The sequence below is a fragment of the Amycolatopsis sulphurea genome (genome assembly GCF_002564045.1).
GTDB classification, from domain to species: Bacteria; Actinomycetota; Actinomycetes; order Mycobacteriales; family Pseudonocardiaceae; genus Amycolatopsis; species Amycolatopsis sulphurea.
Genome location: NZ_PDJK01000002.1, coordinates 4125565 through 4140428 on the forward strand (window position 1 = coordinate 4125565; position 14864 = coordinate 4140428).

The window sequence follows — 14864 nt, forward strand, 5'->3', positions numbered from 1 at the left end:
GGTGACCAAGGCTCTCGCTCGCTCCGCCATGATCGCCGCCGCGCTCCTGGTGGCGACGGCATGCTCGTCCACGTCCGGAACGCCCAGTCCGGCCACGTCAGCTCCGCCTGTGTCGACCAGTACCGGTCCGGCTGTGCCACAGGTGTCCAACCCATTGAATGCAAGCAAATTCGAACAGGACCCTTGCGGGTTGCTGACACGAGCACAGGCCGGCCAGTTCATCGAAGGCGTCCGTACCAGCGGCAAGAGTAGCGGCAGAATTCCGATGTGCAACTGGCACGGCGAGAATGGCAGCGGTTTCGGTGTCAGTTTTATCGTCGGCCAAGGCGGCTTGGCGACCGTCTACAAGAATGGCCAGAATGGCGGCGCCGGGTACTTTGAGCCGGCTCCGGATGTATCTGGGTATCCTGCGGCCTTCACTGCTACTATGGATGACCGTAAAAGTGGTGGATGTCAGATCATGGTTGGCATCACGAACGACGAATTGGTCGTGGTCGGGGCGGCTCTGTGGACCAGCTCGCCAGCTTACAACGCCCCGTGTCCGGTGGTAACCAAAGCGGCGGAACTCGTGGTGGCGAAGCTCAAGGACGGTGCGTAGTGGATTCGGAGTTGTCGGCGCAGCAGATCATCGATCTGGTGCGCAAAGGGGTGGGGCCCGGCGACCTGTTCGACGGCTCGACGACCAGCGGTGATCTGGCGACGCAGCATGACGATGTCGCGGGTCAGATGCAGCGGTTGCAGGACAAGATGAGCCAGTGCTGGAAGGGCGACGCGGCGGGGCAGGCCTACAGCGGTGCGGGGCCGCTGGTGCAGGCATCGAAGGTCAGTGGTCAGCATCTCCAGCAGGCCGGGGACCTCTACAATGGCCAGGGTAATTCGTATAACACCCTGAAGAGTAAAGTTCAGTCTGCCGGAAATCTGGGTGACCGGCCGAGTGGTGACCTCGTCAGCGGGACCTGGTTCTCCTTTCTCACCAATCGGGCCGACGAGATCGAGAAGTGGGATCGGAAAGCACAAGGCGTGATCGACAGTTATCACGCTTATCATGGAGAATCCACCGACAATTCCGGCAGGTGGGCCAGTCCTTCGCAGTACGGGGATTTGTCGGTGCCGTCCGGTGGTGGCGAATTCGGTCCTGCCCAGCCGGACGGGGGTGGCCAGGAGCATCGGCCGTCGGTGTCTGCGCCGGGTGGGCACGGTAGTGCCGGTGGGGTCACTGGTGGTACGCATTCGGCGGGTGGCCATCGCGGGAACCCGGGTGGTGCGGGCGACAGTGGTGGGCATGGTGGGGCGCCGGGCGGCGGGGTACCTGTGGGGAACAGTCCGGGTGCTGCGGGATCGGGGTCCGGCATACCGTCGGTCGGCACTACCAGTGCGGGTTATGTCCTACCTGCCGGCACCACGGGGGTCGGGCCGGGTGGGTGGAATTCGGTCGGGAGTCAGTCCGGTGCCGGTGGTGGTGGGCTCGGTCTGCCTGGTGGTTTTGGGCCGGCGGGCGGGACCGGTGGGTTCGGGCCAGCGGGCGGGTTCGGGCCGTCCGGTGGGGTTGGCGGTACCGGCGGGTTCGGCCCGACCGGCGGGTTCGGTGCGGTCGGTGGGTTCGGGCCGGGTGGCGTCGGTGGTAGTAGCGGAAGTTACGGCGCGGGAAGCGGCGCGGCCGGTGGTGGCAGCGTCGGCCGTGGCGCGGGAAGCGGTGCGGGAAGTGGCGCGGGTGCGGGAAGCGGTGCGGGTGTGGGAAGCGGGGCAGGTGCGGTGAACGACGGGGTGGCCGCCCGGGCCGGGACACCGGCGTCGGGGTCCGGCGGGCGTGCGGGGGCGCCGGGAATGGGTGGCATGGGCGCCGGAGGCAAAGGTGGCAAGGGCGAGGGGGACCAGGAACACAAGACGGCGGACTACCTTCTCGAAGCCGATCCGGACGACGCGCTCGTCGGCGAGTTGCCCAGGGCGGTGCCGCCGGTGATCGGGCTCTGACGAGGATGCTCGTGCATGATCGTGCACTGGTGTTGCCGGTCGGGTGCCTGGCGCTGGCCGCCGAGCTGGCCGGGGTTTCGCTCCCGGCAGCACTGGCCGGGGCACCGGTCTGGCGGGCGCCGGAAAGGTCCCGCTCCGCGCGCGACGGTGCGGCGCAGGCGTTGTCGGAGCGAGGTATCGGGAACAGCGCAGGGCTGAGGGCTGATTTCGCGCGGACGATGATCGTGCTGTGCCGGGGTGTCCGTGAGCTGTCCGCGCTCGTGGATTCCGGGCCTGATCGTCGTTATCGCGTGCTGGCGTCCGCCGAAGGACAGGATGCCGTGCTGGCCTGTCGGGCACCGTCGTCGGATCACGTGCTGGTTCGTCCGGCTCGGGCGGACGCGCTCGCTGAAGAGCTGGCGGGTGAACTGCCGGCCAACCGGCCCGGGGTCGGACCGGCGATGTCGGTTCCGGAAGCAGACCTCCGGCGCGCGATGGACGGCGCCCCGCCTCGCCGCGACGTCCGGCGGGTCATGGACGTCGCGGGCCTCCCGCGCAGCGGTGCCGCCCAGTTCGCCGCCGCGACCCGTGACCGGATTGGCGGACGGCGCATCAGTGGCGGGAGCCTTTGTACCTACTACGACACCTCGCGCGGCCGCTATCTCTTCTCTGTCAACGGCGAACCGGGTCAAGGCCGGTACGTCAACGTCGCCCCGGCGCGTCCGGAAACGCTGATCGCACAGCTGCGTGCACTCGTGAGCTGAGCGGGTACCGACGCTAGGCCAGCAACTCCTGCAGTTCCCGGACCGCGACGCTCAGTTCCTCCGCGAAGCGGTGCATCTCGGCGGCGACGGGTTTCGGGGTGCTGAGGTAGATGTTCCAACGGTCCGGCAGCAGGACGTATGCGACGCCGATGCACTGCTGGCTGGTCGAGCCGAAGCCGAAGTACTGGATGTTGACCGACGGCGCCGAGCTGGTGCTGAGGTAGTCGTTGCGCGACTTCAGCCAGCCTGGCGACGTGTACAGGGCGGGCGGCTCCGGGTCGCCGCGGCGTTGGGCGATCAGTTGTAGCTCCCAGAGGTGTTGTTCCGGGGCGTCGCCGGCTTGGCATTGCTTCGCGCGGGTGACGTGCTGTGTGGCGGCGGCGCGGAAGGCTTCGCGCTTTTCCTCGGCTGACGCGGTGGAAGTGGTCATGACGTCGGCGAAGTGGACGACCTCGGGCGTGACAACGCGCATAGCCTCAGTGCGGCCGTTCTGGAACTGCCGAGTGGCGATGGATTCGTACGTCGCGCCGGTGAGGCCTTTCGCGCGGCGGTGGGCCAGTTGGTACGCCATCTGTGCGAAGGCGTCTGGGGACATGCCCAGCTCCTTCGCCCGGTTCGCGCCGAAGTCGAACGAGACGGTCTGCGTCGCGGTCGCGTTGGCGTACGCCGCGAAGGCGGCGCCGGCAGCAAGGGCGTCCTCGCGGAGTGCGTCGGTGAGGGTGAACTCGACGGGCTCGTAGCGGGGTACGCCGGAAGCGGGCTCGCGCGGTGCACGTGAACCGGTCAGCACGGCGTCGGTGAAGCCGAGGACAGTGGTGCCGTCGAGTTCGCAGTGTTCGACGTTGATCCCGGCGGTGCCGTCCTCGAACACAATGAGCGACACGGCCTTGTCGAACCAGCGGTTGCCACTGTCGCCGTGCAGCAGCCGATCACCGGCTTCGACAGCGGTCGACGGCGTGAAATCGTCCAGGCACAGGCAGAACAGCGCCGTCTCGATGGTGTCCAGCGCCGCACCGTTCCCGGCTTCGATCAGCGCCGTACGCGAGGCGGCCCACTCCGCGCGGGCCTTCGTGGTGAAGTGCCCGGCGGCGACGTCGGCGACGTGGTCGTCCTTGAGGATCGCGCGCAGGCCGTCGGCGAGCTGTTCGACGGAGTACGGGCGGCTGTCCTCGTCGAGGACGTCCAGCCGGTACGGGGTGTTCTTGCGGAACACCACGATGTGCCGCTCGCGCGAAGGCCCTTCCCAGCCTTCGCGATACGGCGTGCGCGCGGTATCCAGCTCCGCGCCCGGGATCCGCGTCGCCGAGAAGAGAAACTTGTGCTGCACCATCGACTGTGGCATTCCCCGCACGAGAACCGGCGGCAGCAGCTCGTCATCGACCTTCAGTTTGTAGTCGACGGCCGCCGCGGTCAGCGCGGCGGCGCGTTCGACCTGGCCCAGCGGGGACTCGCGGAACAGGAAGAAAAAGTTGGCATTGAGCGCGATCCGGTCGCGGCGGCCGAGGTAGCGGTACGGCCAGAACGTGTCGAGCCAGCTGCGTACGCCAGGCGAACGGTCGTACGCCTCCAACGCGGCCTGGAGTTCGTGCGCCGGGCTGTCCGGTGCCAGGAACGCCGCGACCGCGGCTTCGGTCTCGGCCAGCTCCTCCGCGGTGAGCAGCGGCGCGCACCACTCCAGGAAGCGGCGGCCGCTGTCCTCCAGGGTGGGGACCGGGACCCGGGGCAGCCGGTCGTCGTTGCCGAAGGTGCGGGTAGACCATTCCGGACTGCTCACGGTCATCCTTCTTCTCGCGGCGAAACTGCGCCGAGCAGGGCCGCGAGGTCCACGGCCGCGCCTGCGGGCTGGGAAACGTACAACCGCGCGTAGAGCGAACCTTCGGACTCCAGCCCGGTCGGGTCGACACCGGCGGCGGTCAGGTTGCCGATGATCTGCGCCTGTTCCTCTTCGGAGGCGAAGCTCCGCTGCCGGAACACGCCGTCGACCTCGGCGGTCTCGTAGCCCAGCTCGGCCAGGCTGTCCGCGACCGGCGCGTAGGAGAACATCCGCAGCACGAAGTGGGCCATCCACGGCCGCGCGCCGCGGGCGATCCGCGTGATGGTCTTCTCGGTGACGTAGCCGATGGCGCCGGTCGAGACGACGAGGTCGACGTCCTCCAGCAGCGCGCGCTGGGCGCTGTCCGGGTCGTCGCGTTCGAAATCCGCGTGGATCGTCTCGTCGAGAAACCCCGCCGACAGCGCGTACGCGAGCGCCGGCGCCGAACTGTCCAGGCCGTAGTACCGCGCGGCGCTCGTGTCCGTGATGCGCGCGCGGTCGGCTTCGAGCAGTTCGTCGCGGCTCATGGCGAGTACGGCTGGGTCGGTGTAGTGGGCGTACACCTCGTCGATCGTCGTGGCGCAGCGCTGCAGGCTCGCGTTGACGCCGTACGAGCAGCCGACGTCGAGCAGGGTCGGACGCTCGGCGGGGTGCGCGTCGATCAGCTTCGCGACGTACGGCTTCGCGCGCTGCGGGATGTCGTAGCCGACGCGCTGCAGCGTGCTGAAGAACGGCCGCGGGTCGGGTTCGGTGTAGATGTGGTCGAACGAGATCTTGCCGGTCGAGTCGAAAGGCACGGGCCAGGCTCCTGATCTAGTCGAGCAGTTCGTCACCCCGGTCGGTGCGCCCGTGCAGATGGACGGGCAGGACCCGGCCGAACAGCTGCCTGGTCCGTTCCGCGCTGCCGATGACCCCCGGGCGCTCACTGTAGGCGAAGATCGCGGAGTGGCGCGCGATCCCGCCACCCACCTTAGTGACCCGGTGCAAGGCGAAGCGTCCTTGGAACAATTGGAGGTCCCCCGGACGGAGGCGAAGGCGGTGCACCGGATGGGTGCCGTCCTCCCGGAGCACCGCCCGCACGGCCGGGAAGTTCTCGTCCGCCGCGGACCGGATGTTCGGGCAGTATTCAAAGATTCCACCCTCGTCGGCGGCCTGGGTGAGCATGCTGACGGTGTAGGAGTTCGTGTCGAAGTGCCACGGATGCGCGCGGCCGGGCGCGATGACGTTGAGCGTCAGCCCGGCGAGCGGATCGGCGAGTTCGTGCAGCACGGGCAGGCCGAAACAGTCGGCGACGAACCGCTGGAACAGCGGGCTGGTGTAGAGCTTGCTGATGATCGACGACGCCGGGATGCGGTCCCGCGCGACGAAAGCGTTGCCACGCTCCATGATCGTGCGGCCCGGATGGTCCTCGGGCAGTGGTTCGCCGATCGCCGTGTTGTAGGCGTTTACCTTTTCGATTTTCGCGTGCGTGTACGCCTCCAGCGGGGCGCATTCCGTACGCAGCACCTCGTGCAGCTCGGGCCGGATGAAGTCGGCGAGCACGCGGCAGCCGAAGGCGGCCAGCTCCGCCCGCGCGTTCGCGACGACCTTCCGCCAGGCCGGGCTGCCCGGTTCGGTGAGCGGGTAACGGTCGGTGTCGACCATGTCCAGTGCGGCCACGGAGGTGCTCACTCGACGTCCTCTCGGCAGGTGAAGCTGCGATGCTTGCCCTGGTCGTGAAGGAAAGTGGTAGCACAGATCCCGCCCGGCCAACGGTCGGTTTGTGAGCGGTCGCACAAGGTCATCGGGGGCGGGCGGGGAGGCGGCCAGGTGCGACGGCGGGAGGCTCCTGCCCGGAGCGGTGGATCACCCGGCCGGGTCCTTGCCCGGTGTTACCGGCTGGGAGCAGGCCCGGGGCCTGGATTGATCGGGTAACCGTGCCGGGGGGACGCGTCGCACGGAAGGTCGTCGCTCGGTGTGATCGGCTGCCCGGGCAGGACCGGCGGCCTAGACTGGCTGGGTCACCGGATCCGGAAGCCCGTACCAGAGGTGGAGATCGGATGAATCTGCCCGACCCGAGTGCCGCGAACCGTGCGGTGGTCACCGGCGCCTCCTCCGGGATCGGCACCGCGCTGGCCGGGGCACTGGCCCGCCGCGGATATCACCTGGTGCTGATCGCCCGTCGCGCGGACCGGCTCCAGGAGCTGGCGGATCGGCTGGCGCGGGAACACGGGATCGAGGCCGAGGTCCGCGCCTGCGATCTCGGCGACCGGGCGGCTCGCGAAGAGCTGGCCCGCGAGCTGTCCGGCCGGGAAATCGCGGTGCTGTGCAACAACGCCGGGTTCGCCACGTACGGCCCGTTGTCCGCGGCCGATCCCGCGCGTGAGCGCGAGGAAGTGGAACTCAACGTGGCCGCGGTGCACGACCTCACCCAGGCCGTGCTGCCCGGCATGCTCGACCGCAAGGCCGGCGGCATCCTGATCACCGGTTCCACCGCGGGCAACCAGCCCGGCCCGCTGAACGCCACCTACGCCGCGTGCAAGGCGTTCGCGAACACGCTGGCCGAGTCACTGCACACCGAACTGAAGGGCACCGGGGTCGGGTGCACGCTGCTCGCGCCGGGGCCGGTCCGCACCGAGTTCGCGGAAGTCGCCGAGGTGAGCAAGCTGACCGACATGCTGCCGGAAGCCCTGCTGGTGTCCGCTGATCGCGTGGCGGAGCAGGCCGTCGCCGGCCTCGCCGACGGCAAGCGACGGGTCGTGCCCGGTCCGCTCGCCAAGGCACAGACCCTGCTCGGCACCTACGGGCCGCGTGGCTTGTCCGGACCGGTGCTGCGTGGCGCTTATCGGCGGGCAGGGTGACAGGCGGCACCTACCGGGAGGGCCGCGCGCTCGGTCGGGAGGGTTGAGCGACAGCCAGGATGCGGCAGCCGCCGTCCCGGTCAAGCCGGCTTGACCGGCGAAACTCCGGCCGTCGCCAGACCGCCCCAGCCGCCGGTAAGCATGATCCGCTAACCCTCCGTCGACAGGTACTTGCCGAGCACCGGGGCAATCGCCGTAAGCGCCGCCGGTTCGGTCATCTCATTGTGGTCGCCGTCGACGGGGACCGCCTCGATCCGACCCGTGACCAGTGGCTGCCACGCGGCGGCGAAGCCGGACGACTGCCAATCCGCCGGTTGACGGGTGACCATGGTGGGGCGCCGGGCGGGCATCCGCAGAATCTTCCGCACGCCGCCCGGGGACAAGGCGCCGGACAGCACCGGACGGAATGAGACGAACCGCGCGGGTCGCTCCGGCCGCCGGAGGGGAATTCGCCCGGAATGGCAAGACCGGCGAAGCTCGGCCGTCGCGGAAAGTGGGGTGAAAAGTGAATTCATCGCACTCCGTGGCACTCCCGTCGCCCTGTGGGAGAGGAATATTTCGCGCGGTTGGGCCAGGCGGCGGAGAGGACTCCGACTTTGTTGCCGACCGCGTGCGGGTATGGCACTGTGTGGGCGTGGTGACCATGGGGGAAGCCGCTCATCCGGGGGGACGGTGAACTGGGGTGCATCCGAACCGCTCGTGGCAATACGGATTTCTCGCGGCAGGCTGGGCGGTGCTGTTCGCGGGCGCGCACTTCTTCTGGGCACTCGGCGGAGAATGGGGGCTGGACAGCTCGGCGGGCAGCCGGCTGGCCGCCGAGCGGCCGGGCTGGTTCGTGGCCGGGGGCCTCTGGGGGGTCGGCGGGCTCTGCCTGATCGGCGCGGTGGTGGCCGGCGGGCTGGCCCGGCGCGGGGTCCGCGGCCGCCGGTGGCGGCTGCTGAAGCTGCTCGGCTGGGGGGTCGCGGCGCTGCTGCTCGTGCGGGGGATCGGCATCGAGGTGCTGATCCTGTCCGGGGTGCAGGGCGTCGACGACGCGGTCGGCTCCGGGCAGAGATTCTGGACGCTCGCCCTGTGGAATCCCTGGTTCATCCTGGGGGGCGTGCTGTTCGCGCTGGCCGCGCGGAACTTCGGCAAGGAGCCGGCCGCGAGGCCGGCCGGTGAGGTGCCCGAAGCCGTCCGCTGAGGCCGCCCGCGACGATTTCCCGGTTTCGGCCGGACCGATCAAAGGGGGTTTGATTTGTCCTGGGAAAAACCTGCGACCGCGGCGGAATTCGTGCAGCGATTGCGAGAACTGCGACTCAGTGTGGGGCAGCCGTCCCTGCGCAGGCTGCAGCAACTCGGCGGCCGTACCACGGTGCCCAGCGGGGACGTGGTCGACGCCTTGCCGAGAAGCACCGTTTCGACCGTCTTGCGGGGCAGTAAACTGCCGCGCGCGGATTTCGTTTCCGTGTTCGTGACCGCGTGCCTGGTGCACGGCAAGCATTCGGCCGAGGAAGTGGCCGAGGTGACCGCGCACTGGCTCGGGCACTGGCGGGCGCTTTACGCGGCCGGGGACGGCGCCGACCTCGTGCCGATCCCCGACGTGCCGAAACCGGCGGTCGCACCCCGGCAGCTTCCGTTCGACGTTTCCCTGCTGGTGGGCCGGGAGGCCGATTTCGCGGCCGCCGAGGCGATGGCCCGCCTGCCGCGCCGGGAGAACGTGTTCCTGATCTCCGGCCCGGCCGGCGTCGGGAAGTCCGCGTTCGCGATCCGGTGGGCGCACCGGCAGCTCGACGGGTCTCCGGACGGTCAGCTCTACGTGGACCTGCGCTCGGCCCGCGGCCCGCGCTCGACGGCGAACGCGGTCGGGGCGCTGCTGAGCGGGCTCGGGGTGGCCGAGGCCGACTGTCCCGCGGATCCCCGGCGGCGGGTGGATCTCTACCGGTCGCTGGTCGCCGACCGGCGGCTGCTGGTCGTGCTCGACAACGCCCGGGACGCCGCGCAGGTCCGGCCGCTGCTGGCCACCGGCCGGCGCTGCCGGACCGTGATCACCAGCCGCAACCGGATGTCCGGGCTGGTGGCCCGCGAGGGCGCGCGCCGGATGTTCCTCGGCGCACTCCGCCCGAAAGCCGCGCGTACCCTGCTGGCCGCGGTGATCGGCGAGGAGTACCTGTTCGGTGCCCGCGCGGAGCTGGCCGAACTGGCGGAGTTGTGCGCGTATCTGCCGCTCGTGCTGCGGCTGGCCGCGGTCAAGTTCGCCGACCGGCCCGAGCAGGGCTTCCCGAACTTCGTCCGCGACCTGCGCGAGGGCGAGCGGCTGGTTTCGCTGGCGCTCGACGACGACACGGACACCTCGCCCGCCGCCGCGCTCGAATCCTCGTACTGCGCGGTCGGAAACGACGCTCAGCGGCATTTCCGCGCGCTCGGGTGCGCGGGGCAGGGGGAGTTCACGCTGGAGCAGGCCGCGGCCCTGGCCGGGATCCCGCTCCCCGAGGCCGCCCGGCTCGCCGGGCTGCTGGCGGCCGAGCACCTGGTGGACGTCCGTGGCGACCGGATCCGCCTGCACCGCGTGCTGCAGGCCTTCGCCAGGGTCAAAGCGGCGATCGCCGGCGACGAGCCCACCGCGGCGTGCGGGGCCGGTCACGGGTCTCTCCAGCTGGCCGCCTGGTGACCGGCCGCGCTACCCACCGGTCACCACCGAAGCCGGGCGTGCGACGGCGATCAGCGTGCCCACGGTGAGCAGCACCTGATCGCCGACCCGGCTTTCCCCGGAGAGGAACGCGTTGTCCTCGGCGACTTGGTCCAGCCGCACGAAGTGGCGGATCACGTCGCCGGGGAAGGCCGCGCCGGCGAACCGGCAGTCCCGGAGCTTGCCGACCATCGGCACCGCGTCGTCGTCCTGGTCATTGCCGCCGTCGGATCGCCCGTCCAGCCAGAGCAGCGCCGCGGACTGGCCGAACGATTCGAGCACGAGCGACCGTGGATAGGCGTAGCGGTCCTCCGGAAGCCCGGCGGAAAGCCCGCCGTAACAGGGTTCGCCGCCGGTCACCGCCTTGGCGGTTTCGATGGCGTGGCCGGGGTCGAGCGCGGTGATCCGGTCGACCAGGACCATCGGGTGGCGGACCGGGAGCAGGGCGAGCAGGTGCGCGTAGCCGCGGTTCATGACGCCCCGCCCCGGACCAGCTCGACGGTCATCTTCGCCACTTCCGTGCCGTCGTCCCGGCGGCAGCCGAGCACGGCCCGCAGCGCGCCGGGACCGGCGGCCGAAACCCTGATGTGCAAGCACAATTGGTCACCTTCGAGCATCGGTCGGAGCACCCGCACCGACACCAGCTGCCCCAGCTCCAGCCAATCGCCGAGCGCGTCGGCCGCGCCCAGATGCGTGCCGAGGGCGGGGGCGCGGTGCAGCTCGCCGCCCACCACCTGCCGGATCCCGTCGAGCAGGAAGACGGCGGGGTAGAGCGTGATCCCGGGGAAGTGCCCGTTCAGGTAGGGATCGCTCGCCCGGACGGTCTTGACCGCTTCGATCACCAGCTCGGACCCCTCGGCGTGGGCCGATATCCGGTCGGCGCCCTCGATCGGCCGGGCGTAGGTCCGTTGAGCCGTCACAGAAACCACACTCCGTCGTAGTCGGCCCACCGGGCTGCGAGCATCGCGGTGTCCGAGCAGGTGACGCCGTCGATCAGGGCGCTGTCGTCCAGGCCGAAGGCGGTCAGGTCCGGCCGGTCGACGTGGACAGGGACGCCTTTGGCCACCAGGGCGCACACCGTCTGCCGGGGTTCGGATAGGTCCACCGAGCCGACCCGGAACGCGGGGAGCGGCTCCTCGTCGGCGATCGCTGCGGTGACGGCGTTTCCGCGCAGGACCACTTCGACGCCGCCGAGCTGGTCGCCCATCATCAGGACGCCGTACAGCGCGTCGAAGAACTGCGCTTCGACGCCGCGGTCGACCACCATCAGGTAAGCCATCTACGCGCCTCCGATGTAGACGGTCCGGCGCGCCGCGGCGATCGTGGCCGCCAGCTGGGCATCGGAGCGCAGCCGGACCTCGGGCAGGTGATCCCGGGCGTCTCGCTCCGCGCTGCACGCTGTGCAGGCGATCCAGCTGAACTGTCCTTTGTGGTCGTTCAGCAATCGCCGGATGAGTGTGGCCGCCGTCGGTGCCGGGCCGCGCAGGTTGGTGGGTTTGGTCTCGCCCAGCGAGTTCTGCGTCAGCATCGTGTTGTACCCGCATGCCCAGGTCCGGATCGAGCCATCGCGGGCCGGCACGGCTTGCGCGAGACGGAGCACGGTGGTCAGGGCGTCGGTGGTGTGCGGCGGCGCGGTGAGCACCACGAGCACGTCCCACGTCCGGCGTTCGATGACGGCTGCCATGTCAGTGCCACACCACTTTCACGCCGTCGGTCAGCAGAGCCTCGGCGACGTCGTCCATGTCGGCCGGTGCCACACCGTCCGCCAGCGGAGCAGTTCGCAGCGCGCGGTGGGCCAGCGTGAACGTGTCAATCCAGACCTGCCCTCCGGCGTCGACGACCTGCGGCAGGCTCGGGTGCGCGCTGCGGATGCCGAGCGCGACAGCGTCGGCGACGAGGAACAGTCGCACCCGCTCACCGGCCCGTGCCAGGGCTTCGGCGTCCGCCAGGAGGCGGCACGCCGTCGTGTCGGCTCGGGTTTCGACGAGCAGGTACGCGCGGTCCTGCGTCATGCCGGGTTCTGCAGTTTTCGGTTCAGCAGCGCGGAAATGTCCGGCATCGTGCGTACCTCGGCGATCTCGTGCGACTCGATCCGGACCTGATAGGACCGTTCCAGGGTGACCGCCAGCTCCATCGCCAGCAGGGAGTCGACGCCGAGGTCGCGGACGAGGTCCACCTCCGGCGTGATCGAGTCCACCTCGACCTCCAGCACGTCGGCGACCAGTTCGCGGACCTCGTCCTGGTCGAATGCGGCTTCGACACTCATTGGATTCTCCTTGTGTGATAGGTGTTTCGCGGTTACCCGCAGCCGCCTGCGGGACCGATGTCGGCCCCGGCACGGACGGGTTCGGACCGGTCGGCTCCGGCCAGCCAGTCCAGTTCCACGCCGGCCTCCGGCGTTTCGCCCCGGACCTTCGCGACCCAGGCACGCAGCCGGTCGACGCCGAAGTACTTGTCGCGGCCGTGGAGGAAGAACGGGACGCCGAAGAGGCCGTCCTTATACGAGCGGATCAGCGTGTCGGCGCCGTGACGCCGGATCTCCGGGTCGTCTGCCGCCCCCGCGACGCGGGCGGCGTCGAGGCCGAGTTCGGTCGCGATCTCCGCGATGGTGGCCCGGTCGGTGATGTCGCGGCTTTCCTGCCAGCGGGCGCGGTAGACGAGCGCCACGTACTCGCGTCCGCGCCCGGCCGCCTCCGCGACCAGGTACCCGAGGTGGGCGATCTCCCAGTTCGGGTCCCGGTCCACCGGCCAGGTGACGCTGAGCCCGCGCGCCTCGGCGAGCCTCCGGGCGTCCTGGAGGATGTAGAAGTTCTTGGCCCGCGACATGTCGACGATCGGCAGCTGGACGCCGTCCTCGTCCAGGATCGCCTGGGTCCGCTCGTCCGGTTCCCAGAACGGGATCCACTCGACGCGGTCCGCGACGTCCGGGTGATGGGCCAGCAGATCGTGGTGGGCGAGCCAGGAATAGGGGCTGCGCAACGAGAAGTACCAGCGCGGTGGTTTGGCTGCCATGGCCGTGGGTCTCCTTCCGGCAGGGGCTCTCAGAGCGAGATGCCGCCGTCGATCTCGACGACGGTCCCGGTGATGTAGGCGGCCCGTCCGGAGACGAGGAACGACACGAGGTCGGCTACCTCACCGGCCTGTCCCATGCGCCGCAGCGCGATTCGCTTGACGGCATCCTCGGCGAGCTTGCCGGGCAGCGCGGCGGTCATGTCGGTGTCGATGAACCCGGGCGCGACCGCGTTCGCGCGAATTCCGTACGGACCGGCCTCCTTGGCCAGGGAACGGGTGAATCCGATGATCCCGGCCTTGGCCGCCGCGTAGTTCGTCTGCCGGGCGTGGCCCTGCACCCCGGCCACCGAGGAGAGGTTCACGATCACCCCGGATTTCGCTTTCATCATCTCGAAGATCGCGGCGCGGCAGACGTGGTACATGCCGTCGAGGTTGGTGCCGAGCACGTGGCGCCAGTCCTCGTCCGGCATCAGCACGAGCGCGCCGTCCCTGGTCACGCCCGCCGACGTCACCACGGCGCCGATCGGGCCGAGGGCGTCGTGGGTGGCGCGAACCCAGGCGTGGACCGCTTGGCCGTCGGTCACGTCCACCCGGGAACCGATCGCCCGCCTGCCCAGGTCGGCGATTTCCTTTTCCAGTTCCAGCGCGGCCTTTTCGTTGCTGCGGTAGCAGAACGCCACGTCGTGGCCGTCTTCGGCGAGCCGGCGGACGATCGCGGCGCCGATGCCGCGTGAGCCGCCGCTGACCAGTGCCGTGGGGACCGGCGTGTCAGGCATGTGTCCTCCTTGGTTCGTCCGTCCGGAACGCGAGCACCGCTTGCCGGACGGCCTGCACCGGTTCCGCGTCGACGGAACTTCCGCCTTCGAACAGCAGGGTGTCCCCGAGCGAACGCGTGAGGGCCACCCGATGGGTGACGATCTCGCCGGGCAGCACGGGTCTGCCGATGCCGGCCCCGGTGACGCTGCCGAGCAGCAGCAGGGCGTCTGCGCCGCCGGTGCCCGGCGTCCCGACGGCGAGCAGGGCCGCGGCCTGGACCCAGGATTCGAGCAGCAGGGACACCGGGTACGCGGTGCCAGCGGTGTCGGCCGCGTAGCAGAATTCGTTGCCGGTCACGGCTTTGGTCGCGGTGAGCCGTGCTCCCGCGGCGAGTTCGGTCACCCGGTCGACGAGCAGGATCGGGTAACGGTGCGGGAGCAGCCTCCGGATGTCGGCGGCGTCGAGCACGGTGTCATCGCTCGCTGTCTCGTGCTGTTCGGGCCGCCATCCGGGGCCGTAACGGAGCCGGATGGTGGCGACCTCGCCGTTGCCGGTGGAGAGCCGTGCCGAACAGCGCCGGCCTTCGTCGCGGGGTTGCCAGGTCAGCTCGGTGGTGACGATGTCGCCGGGGACCACGATTCCGGTGAACCGGGCCGACTCGATTTCCGTTGGCCTGGAATCGGTTACGGCGGCGGGATGGGCGAGGCGGGCGCTGCGCAGGGCGCAGTCCAGCAGGCAGACGCCGGGGAAGATCGGTCGTCCGGGGTAATGCCCGGCGAACACCGGCTCCGTCGCCTCGACGGCGAGCCGGGTGACGGCCCGGAATCGTTGCGGACGGCCAGGATCCGGCTCGATCGGGGTCACGAGCGTAACCGGCGCGAGGACGGTGATTCCTTCGCCGGTGGCCGCTGCCACGGTGCCGGTGCTCATCGCGCTCCGGCCAGTGCGCAGCCCGGCCATCGGTTCCGCTGCCCCCGGCTGGGGAAGTCTGTGAAGGGCCCCTTCACGGACTCTGAGTCTGTGAAGGGGCCCTTCACAGACTTCATGTCGGTTCGCGGTGG

General features: G+C 70.0%; 21 protein-coding genes. 7 read left to right on the plus strand and 14 right to left on the minus strand.

The features are described 5' to 3' along the window. The first annotated feature begins 1 nt into the window (after position 1). Positions 2–598 (plus strand): DUF3558 domain-containing protein, encoded by a 597-nt coding sequence (locus ATK36_RS25065; protein ID WP_245915120.1) that lies wholly within the window; start codon positions 2–4, stop codon positions 596–598. Here the strand turns inward: ATK36_RS25065 and ATK36_RS33830 are convergent. Then, positions 526–1038, minus strand: coding sequence for a hypothetical protein (locus ATK36_RS33830; RefSeq protein ID WP_245915122.1), 513 nt, complete (start codon positions 1036–1038; stop codon positions 526–528). The two genes, ATK36_RS25065 and ATK36_RS33830, sit on opposite strands and share 73 nt — an antisense overlap. 580 nt (positions 1039–1618) lie before the next feature. Here ATK36_RS33830 and ATK36_RS33835 point away from each other — a divergent pair. Genes ATK36_RS33835 through ATK36_RS25075 form a run of 3 tightly spaced genes read left to right on the plus strand, consistent with a single transcriptional unit; the run spans position 1619 to position 2714 of the window. Beyond that, positions 1619–1756, plus strand: coding sequence for a hypothetical protein (locus ATK36_RS33835; RefSeq protein ID WP_245915125.1), 138 nt, complete (start codon positions 1619–1621; stop codon positions 1754–1756). Further along, the gene (locus tag ATK36_RS33840) at positions 1753–1971 is read left to right on the plus strand and encodes a hypothetical protein (RefSeq protein WP_245915127.1); all 219 of its coding nucleotides are present in this window, start codon (positions 1753–1755) and stop codon (positions 1969–1971) included. The genes ATK36_RS33835 and ATK36_RS33840 overlap by 4 nt, the downstream gene beginning before the upstream one ends. 5 nt (positions 1972–1976) lie before the next feature. Further along, positions 1977–2714 (plus strand): ESX secretion-associated protein EspG, encoded by a 738-nt coding sequence (locus ATK36_RS25075; RefSeq protein WP_098513729.1) that lies wholly within the window; start codon positions 1977–1979, stop codon positions 2712–2714. Between the two features lie 13 nt (positions 2715–2727). Here ATK36_RS25075 and ATK36_RS25080 read toward each other — a convergent pair whose 3' ends face one another. The 3 genes from ATK36_RS25080 to ATK36_RS25090 are packed head-to-tail and all read right to left on the minus strand — an operon-like array spanning position 2728 to position 6171. Next, complete coding sequence (locus ATK36_RS25080) at positions 2728–4494, minus strand: choline/carnitine O-acyltransferase (RefSeq protein ID WP_170069893.1); 1767 nt, start codon at positions 4492–4494, stop codon at positions 2728–2730. Then, positions 4491–5324: a class I SAM-dependent methyltransferase gene (locus tag ATK36_RS25085; RefSeq protein WP_098513731.1), complete on the minus strand. Its 834-nt coding sequence runs from the start codon at positions 5322–5324 to the stop codon at positions 4491–4493. The genes ATK36_RS25080 and ATK36_RS25085 overlap by 4 nt, the downstream gene beginning before the upstream one ends. 16 nt (positions 5325–5340) lie before the next feature. Then, on the minus strand, positions 5341–6171 hold the full coding sequence (locus ATK36_RS25090) for a HalD/BesD family halogenase (protein WP_170070054.1): 831 nt from the start codon (positions 6169–6171) through the stop codon (positions 5341–5343). 395 nt (positions 6172–6566) lie between these two features. Between ATK36_RS25090 and ATK36_RS25095 the strand changes: the two genes are divergently transcribed. Continuing rightward, entirely contained in the window at positions 6567–7367 is an 801-nt protein-coding gene (locus ATK36_RS25095; RefSeq protein WP_098513733.1) for an SDR family NAD(P)-dependent oxidoreductase, read from the plus strand. Positions 7368–7516: 149 nt separating this feature from the next. Here ATK36_RS25095 and ATK36_RS25100 read toward each other — a convergent pair whose 3' ends face one another. After that, on the minus strand, positions 7517–7735 hold the full coding sequence (locus ATK36_RS25100) for a hypothetical protein (RefSeq protein WP_141544526.1): 219 nt from the start codon (positions 7733–7735) through the stop codon (positions 7517–7519). Between the two features lie 314 nt (positions 7736–8049). On the opposite strand from ATK36_RS25100, the gene ATK36_RS25105 reads away from it, so the two are divergent. Beyond that, positions 8050–8550 carry a DUF3995 domain-containing protein gene (locus tag ATK36_RS25105; RefSeq protein ID WP_098513735.1) on the plus strand — a complete coding sequence of 167 codons (501 nt, stop codon included), beginning with the start codon at positions 8050–8052 and terminating at the stop codon, positions 8548–8550. A 54-nt stretch (positions 8551–8604) separates the two neighbouring features. Beyond that, positions 8605–10017, plus strand: coding sequence for an NB-ARC domain-containing protein (locus ATK36_RS25110; protein WP_141544527.1), 1413 nt, complete (start codon positions 8605–8607; stop codon positions 10015–10017). Positions 10018–10026: 9 nt separating this feature from the next. Here the strand turns inward: ATK36_RS25110 and ATK36_RS25115 are convergent, their stop codons facing one another. The 9 genes from ATK36_RS25115 to ATK36_RS25145 are packed head-to-tail and all read right to left on the minus strand — an operon-like array spanning position 10027 to position 14733. After that, positions 10027–10509 (minus strand): 3-hydroxyacyl-ACP dehydratase FabZ family protein, encoded by a 483-nt coding sequence (locus ATK36_RS25115; RefSeq protein ID WP_098513737.1) that lies wholly within the window; start codon positions 10507–10509, stop codon positions 10027–10029. After that, entirely contained in the window at positions 10506–10955 is a 450-nt protein-coding gene (locus tag ATK36_RS32480; protein ID WP_170069894.1) for a hotdog family protein, read from the minus strand. Before ATK36_RS32480 ends, ATK36_RS25115 begins: the two co-directional genes overlap by 4 nt. Further along, positions 10952–11314, minus strand: a complete 363-nt coding sequence (locus ATK36_RS32485; RefSeq protein ID WP_170069895.1) for a DsrE family protein — start codon at positions 11312–11314, stop codon at positions 10952–10954. The genes ATK36_RS32480 and ATK36_RS32485 overlap by 4 nt, the downstream gene beginning before the upstream one ends. Then, positions 11315–11719: a hypothetical protein gene (locus tag ATK36_RS32490; RefSeq protein WP_170069896.1), complete on the minus strand. Its 405-nt coding sequence runs from the start codon at positions 11717–11719 to the stop codon at positions 11315–11317. A 1-nt stretch (position 11720) separates the two neighbouring features. Then, entirely contained in the window at positions 11721–12047 is a 327-nt protein-coding gene (locus tag ATK36_RS25125; protein WP_098513738.1) for a hypothetical protein, read from the minus strand. Beyond that, positions 12044–12301 (minus strand): acyl carrier protein, encoded by a 258-nt coding sequence (locus tag ATK36_RS25130; RefSeq protein WP_098513739.1) that lies wholly within the window; start codon positions 12299–12301, stop codon positions 12044–12046. The genes ATK36_RS25125 and ATK36_RS25130 overlap by 4 nt, the downstream gene beginning before the upstream one ends. 32 nt (positions 12302–12333) lie before the next feature. Beyond that, positions 12334–13047 (minus strand): 2-hydroxychromene-2-carboxylate isomerase, encoded by a 714-nt coding sequence (locus tag ATK36_RS25135; RefSeq protein ID WP_098513740.1) that lies wholly within the window; start codon positions 13045–13047, stop codon positions 12334–12336. A gap of 29 nt (positions 13048–13076) precedes the next feature. Next, positions 13077–13823, minus strand: coding sequence for a 3-oxoacyl-ACP reductase FabG (gene fabG, locus ATK36_RS25140; protein WP_098513741.1), 747 nt, complete (start codon positions 13821–13823; stop codon positions 13077–13079). Beyond that, positions 13816–14733: a 3-hydroxyacyl-ACP dehydratase FabZ family protein gene (locus ATK36_RS25145; RefSeq protein ID WP_170069897.1), complete on the minus strand. Its 918-nt coding sequence runs from the start codon at positions 14731–14733 to the stop codon at positions 13816–13818. The genes fabG and ATK36_RS25145 overlap by 8 nt, the downstream gene beginning before the upstream one ends. Positions 14734–14864 lie beyond the last annotated feature (131 nt).

What these genes read in the sequence shown, in the direction of transcription:
- ATK36_RS25075 (WP_098513729.1), top strand. Translation starts at nt 1,977, where the DNA reads ATGCTCGTGCATGATCGTGCACTGGTGTTGCCGGTCGGGTGCCTGGCG.
- ATK36_RS25080 (WP_170069893.1), bottom strand. Translation starts at nt 4,494, where the DNA reads ATGACCGTGAGCAGTCCGGAATGGTCTACCCGCACCTTCGGCAACGAC.
- ATK36_RS25090 (WP_170070054.1), bottom strand. Translation starts at nt 6,171, where the DNA reads ATGGTCGACACCGACCGTTACCCGCTCACCGAACCGGGCAGCCCGGCC.
- ATK36_RS25095 (WP_098513733.1), top strand. Translation starts at nt 6,567, where the DNA reads ATGAATCTGCCCGACCCGAGTGCCGCGAACCGTGCGGTGGTCACCGGC.
- ATK36_RS25115 (WP_098513737.1), bottom strand. Translation starts at nt 10,509, where the DNA reads ATGAACCGCGGCTACGCGCACCTGCTCGCCCTGCTCCCGGTCCGCCAC.
- ATK36_RS32485 (WP_170069895.1), bottom strand. Translation starts at nt 11,314, where the DNA reads ATGGCTTACCTGATGGTGGTCGACCGCGGCGTCGAAGCGCAGTTCTTC.
- ATK36_RS32490 (WP_170069896.1), bottom strand. Translation starts at nt 11,719, where the DNA reads ATGGCAGCCGTCATCGAACGCCGGACGTGGGACGTGCTCGTGGTGCTC.
- ATK36_RS25125 (WP_098513738.1), bottom strand. Translation starts at nt 12,047, where the DNA reads ATGACGCAGGACCGCGCGTACCTGCTCGTCGAAACCCGAGCCGACACG.
- ATK36_RS25130 (WP_098513739.1), bottom strand. Translation starts at nt 12,301, where the DNA reads ATGAGTGTCGAAGCCGCATTCGACCAGGACGAGGTCCGCGAACTGGTC.
- ATK36_RS25135 (WP_098513740.1), bottom strand. Translation starts at nt 13,047, where the DNA reads ATGGCAGCCAAACCACCGCGCTGGTACTTCTCGTTGCGCAGCCCCTAT.
- fabG (WP_098513741.1), bottom strand. Translation starts at nt 13,823, where the DNA reads ATGCCTGACACGCCGGTCCCCACGGCACTGGTCAGCGGCGGCTCACGC.
- ATK36_RS25145 (WP_170069897.1), bottom strand. Translation starts at nt 14,733, where the DNA reads ATGAGCACCGGCACCGTGGCAGCGGCCACCGGCGAAGGAATCACCGTC.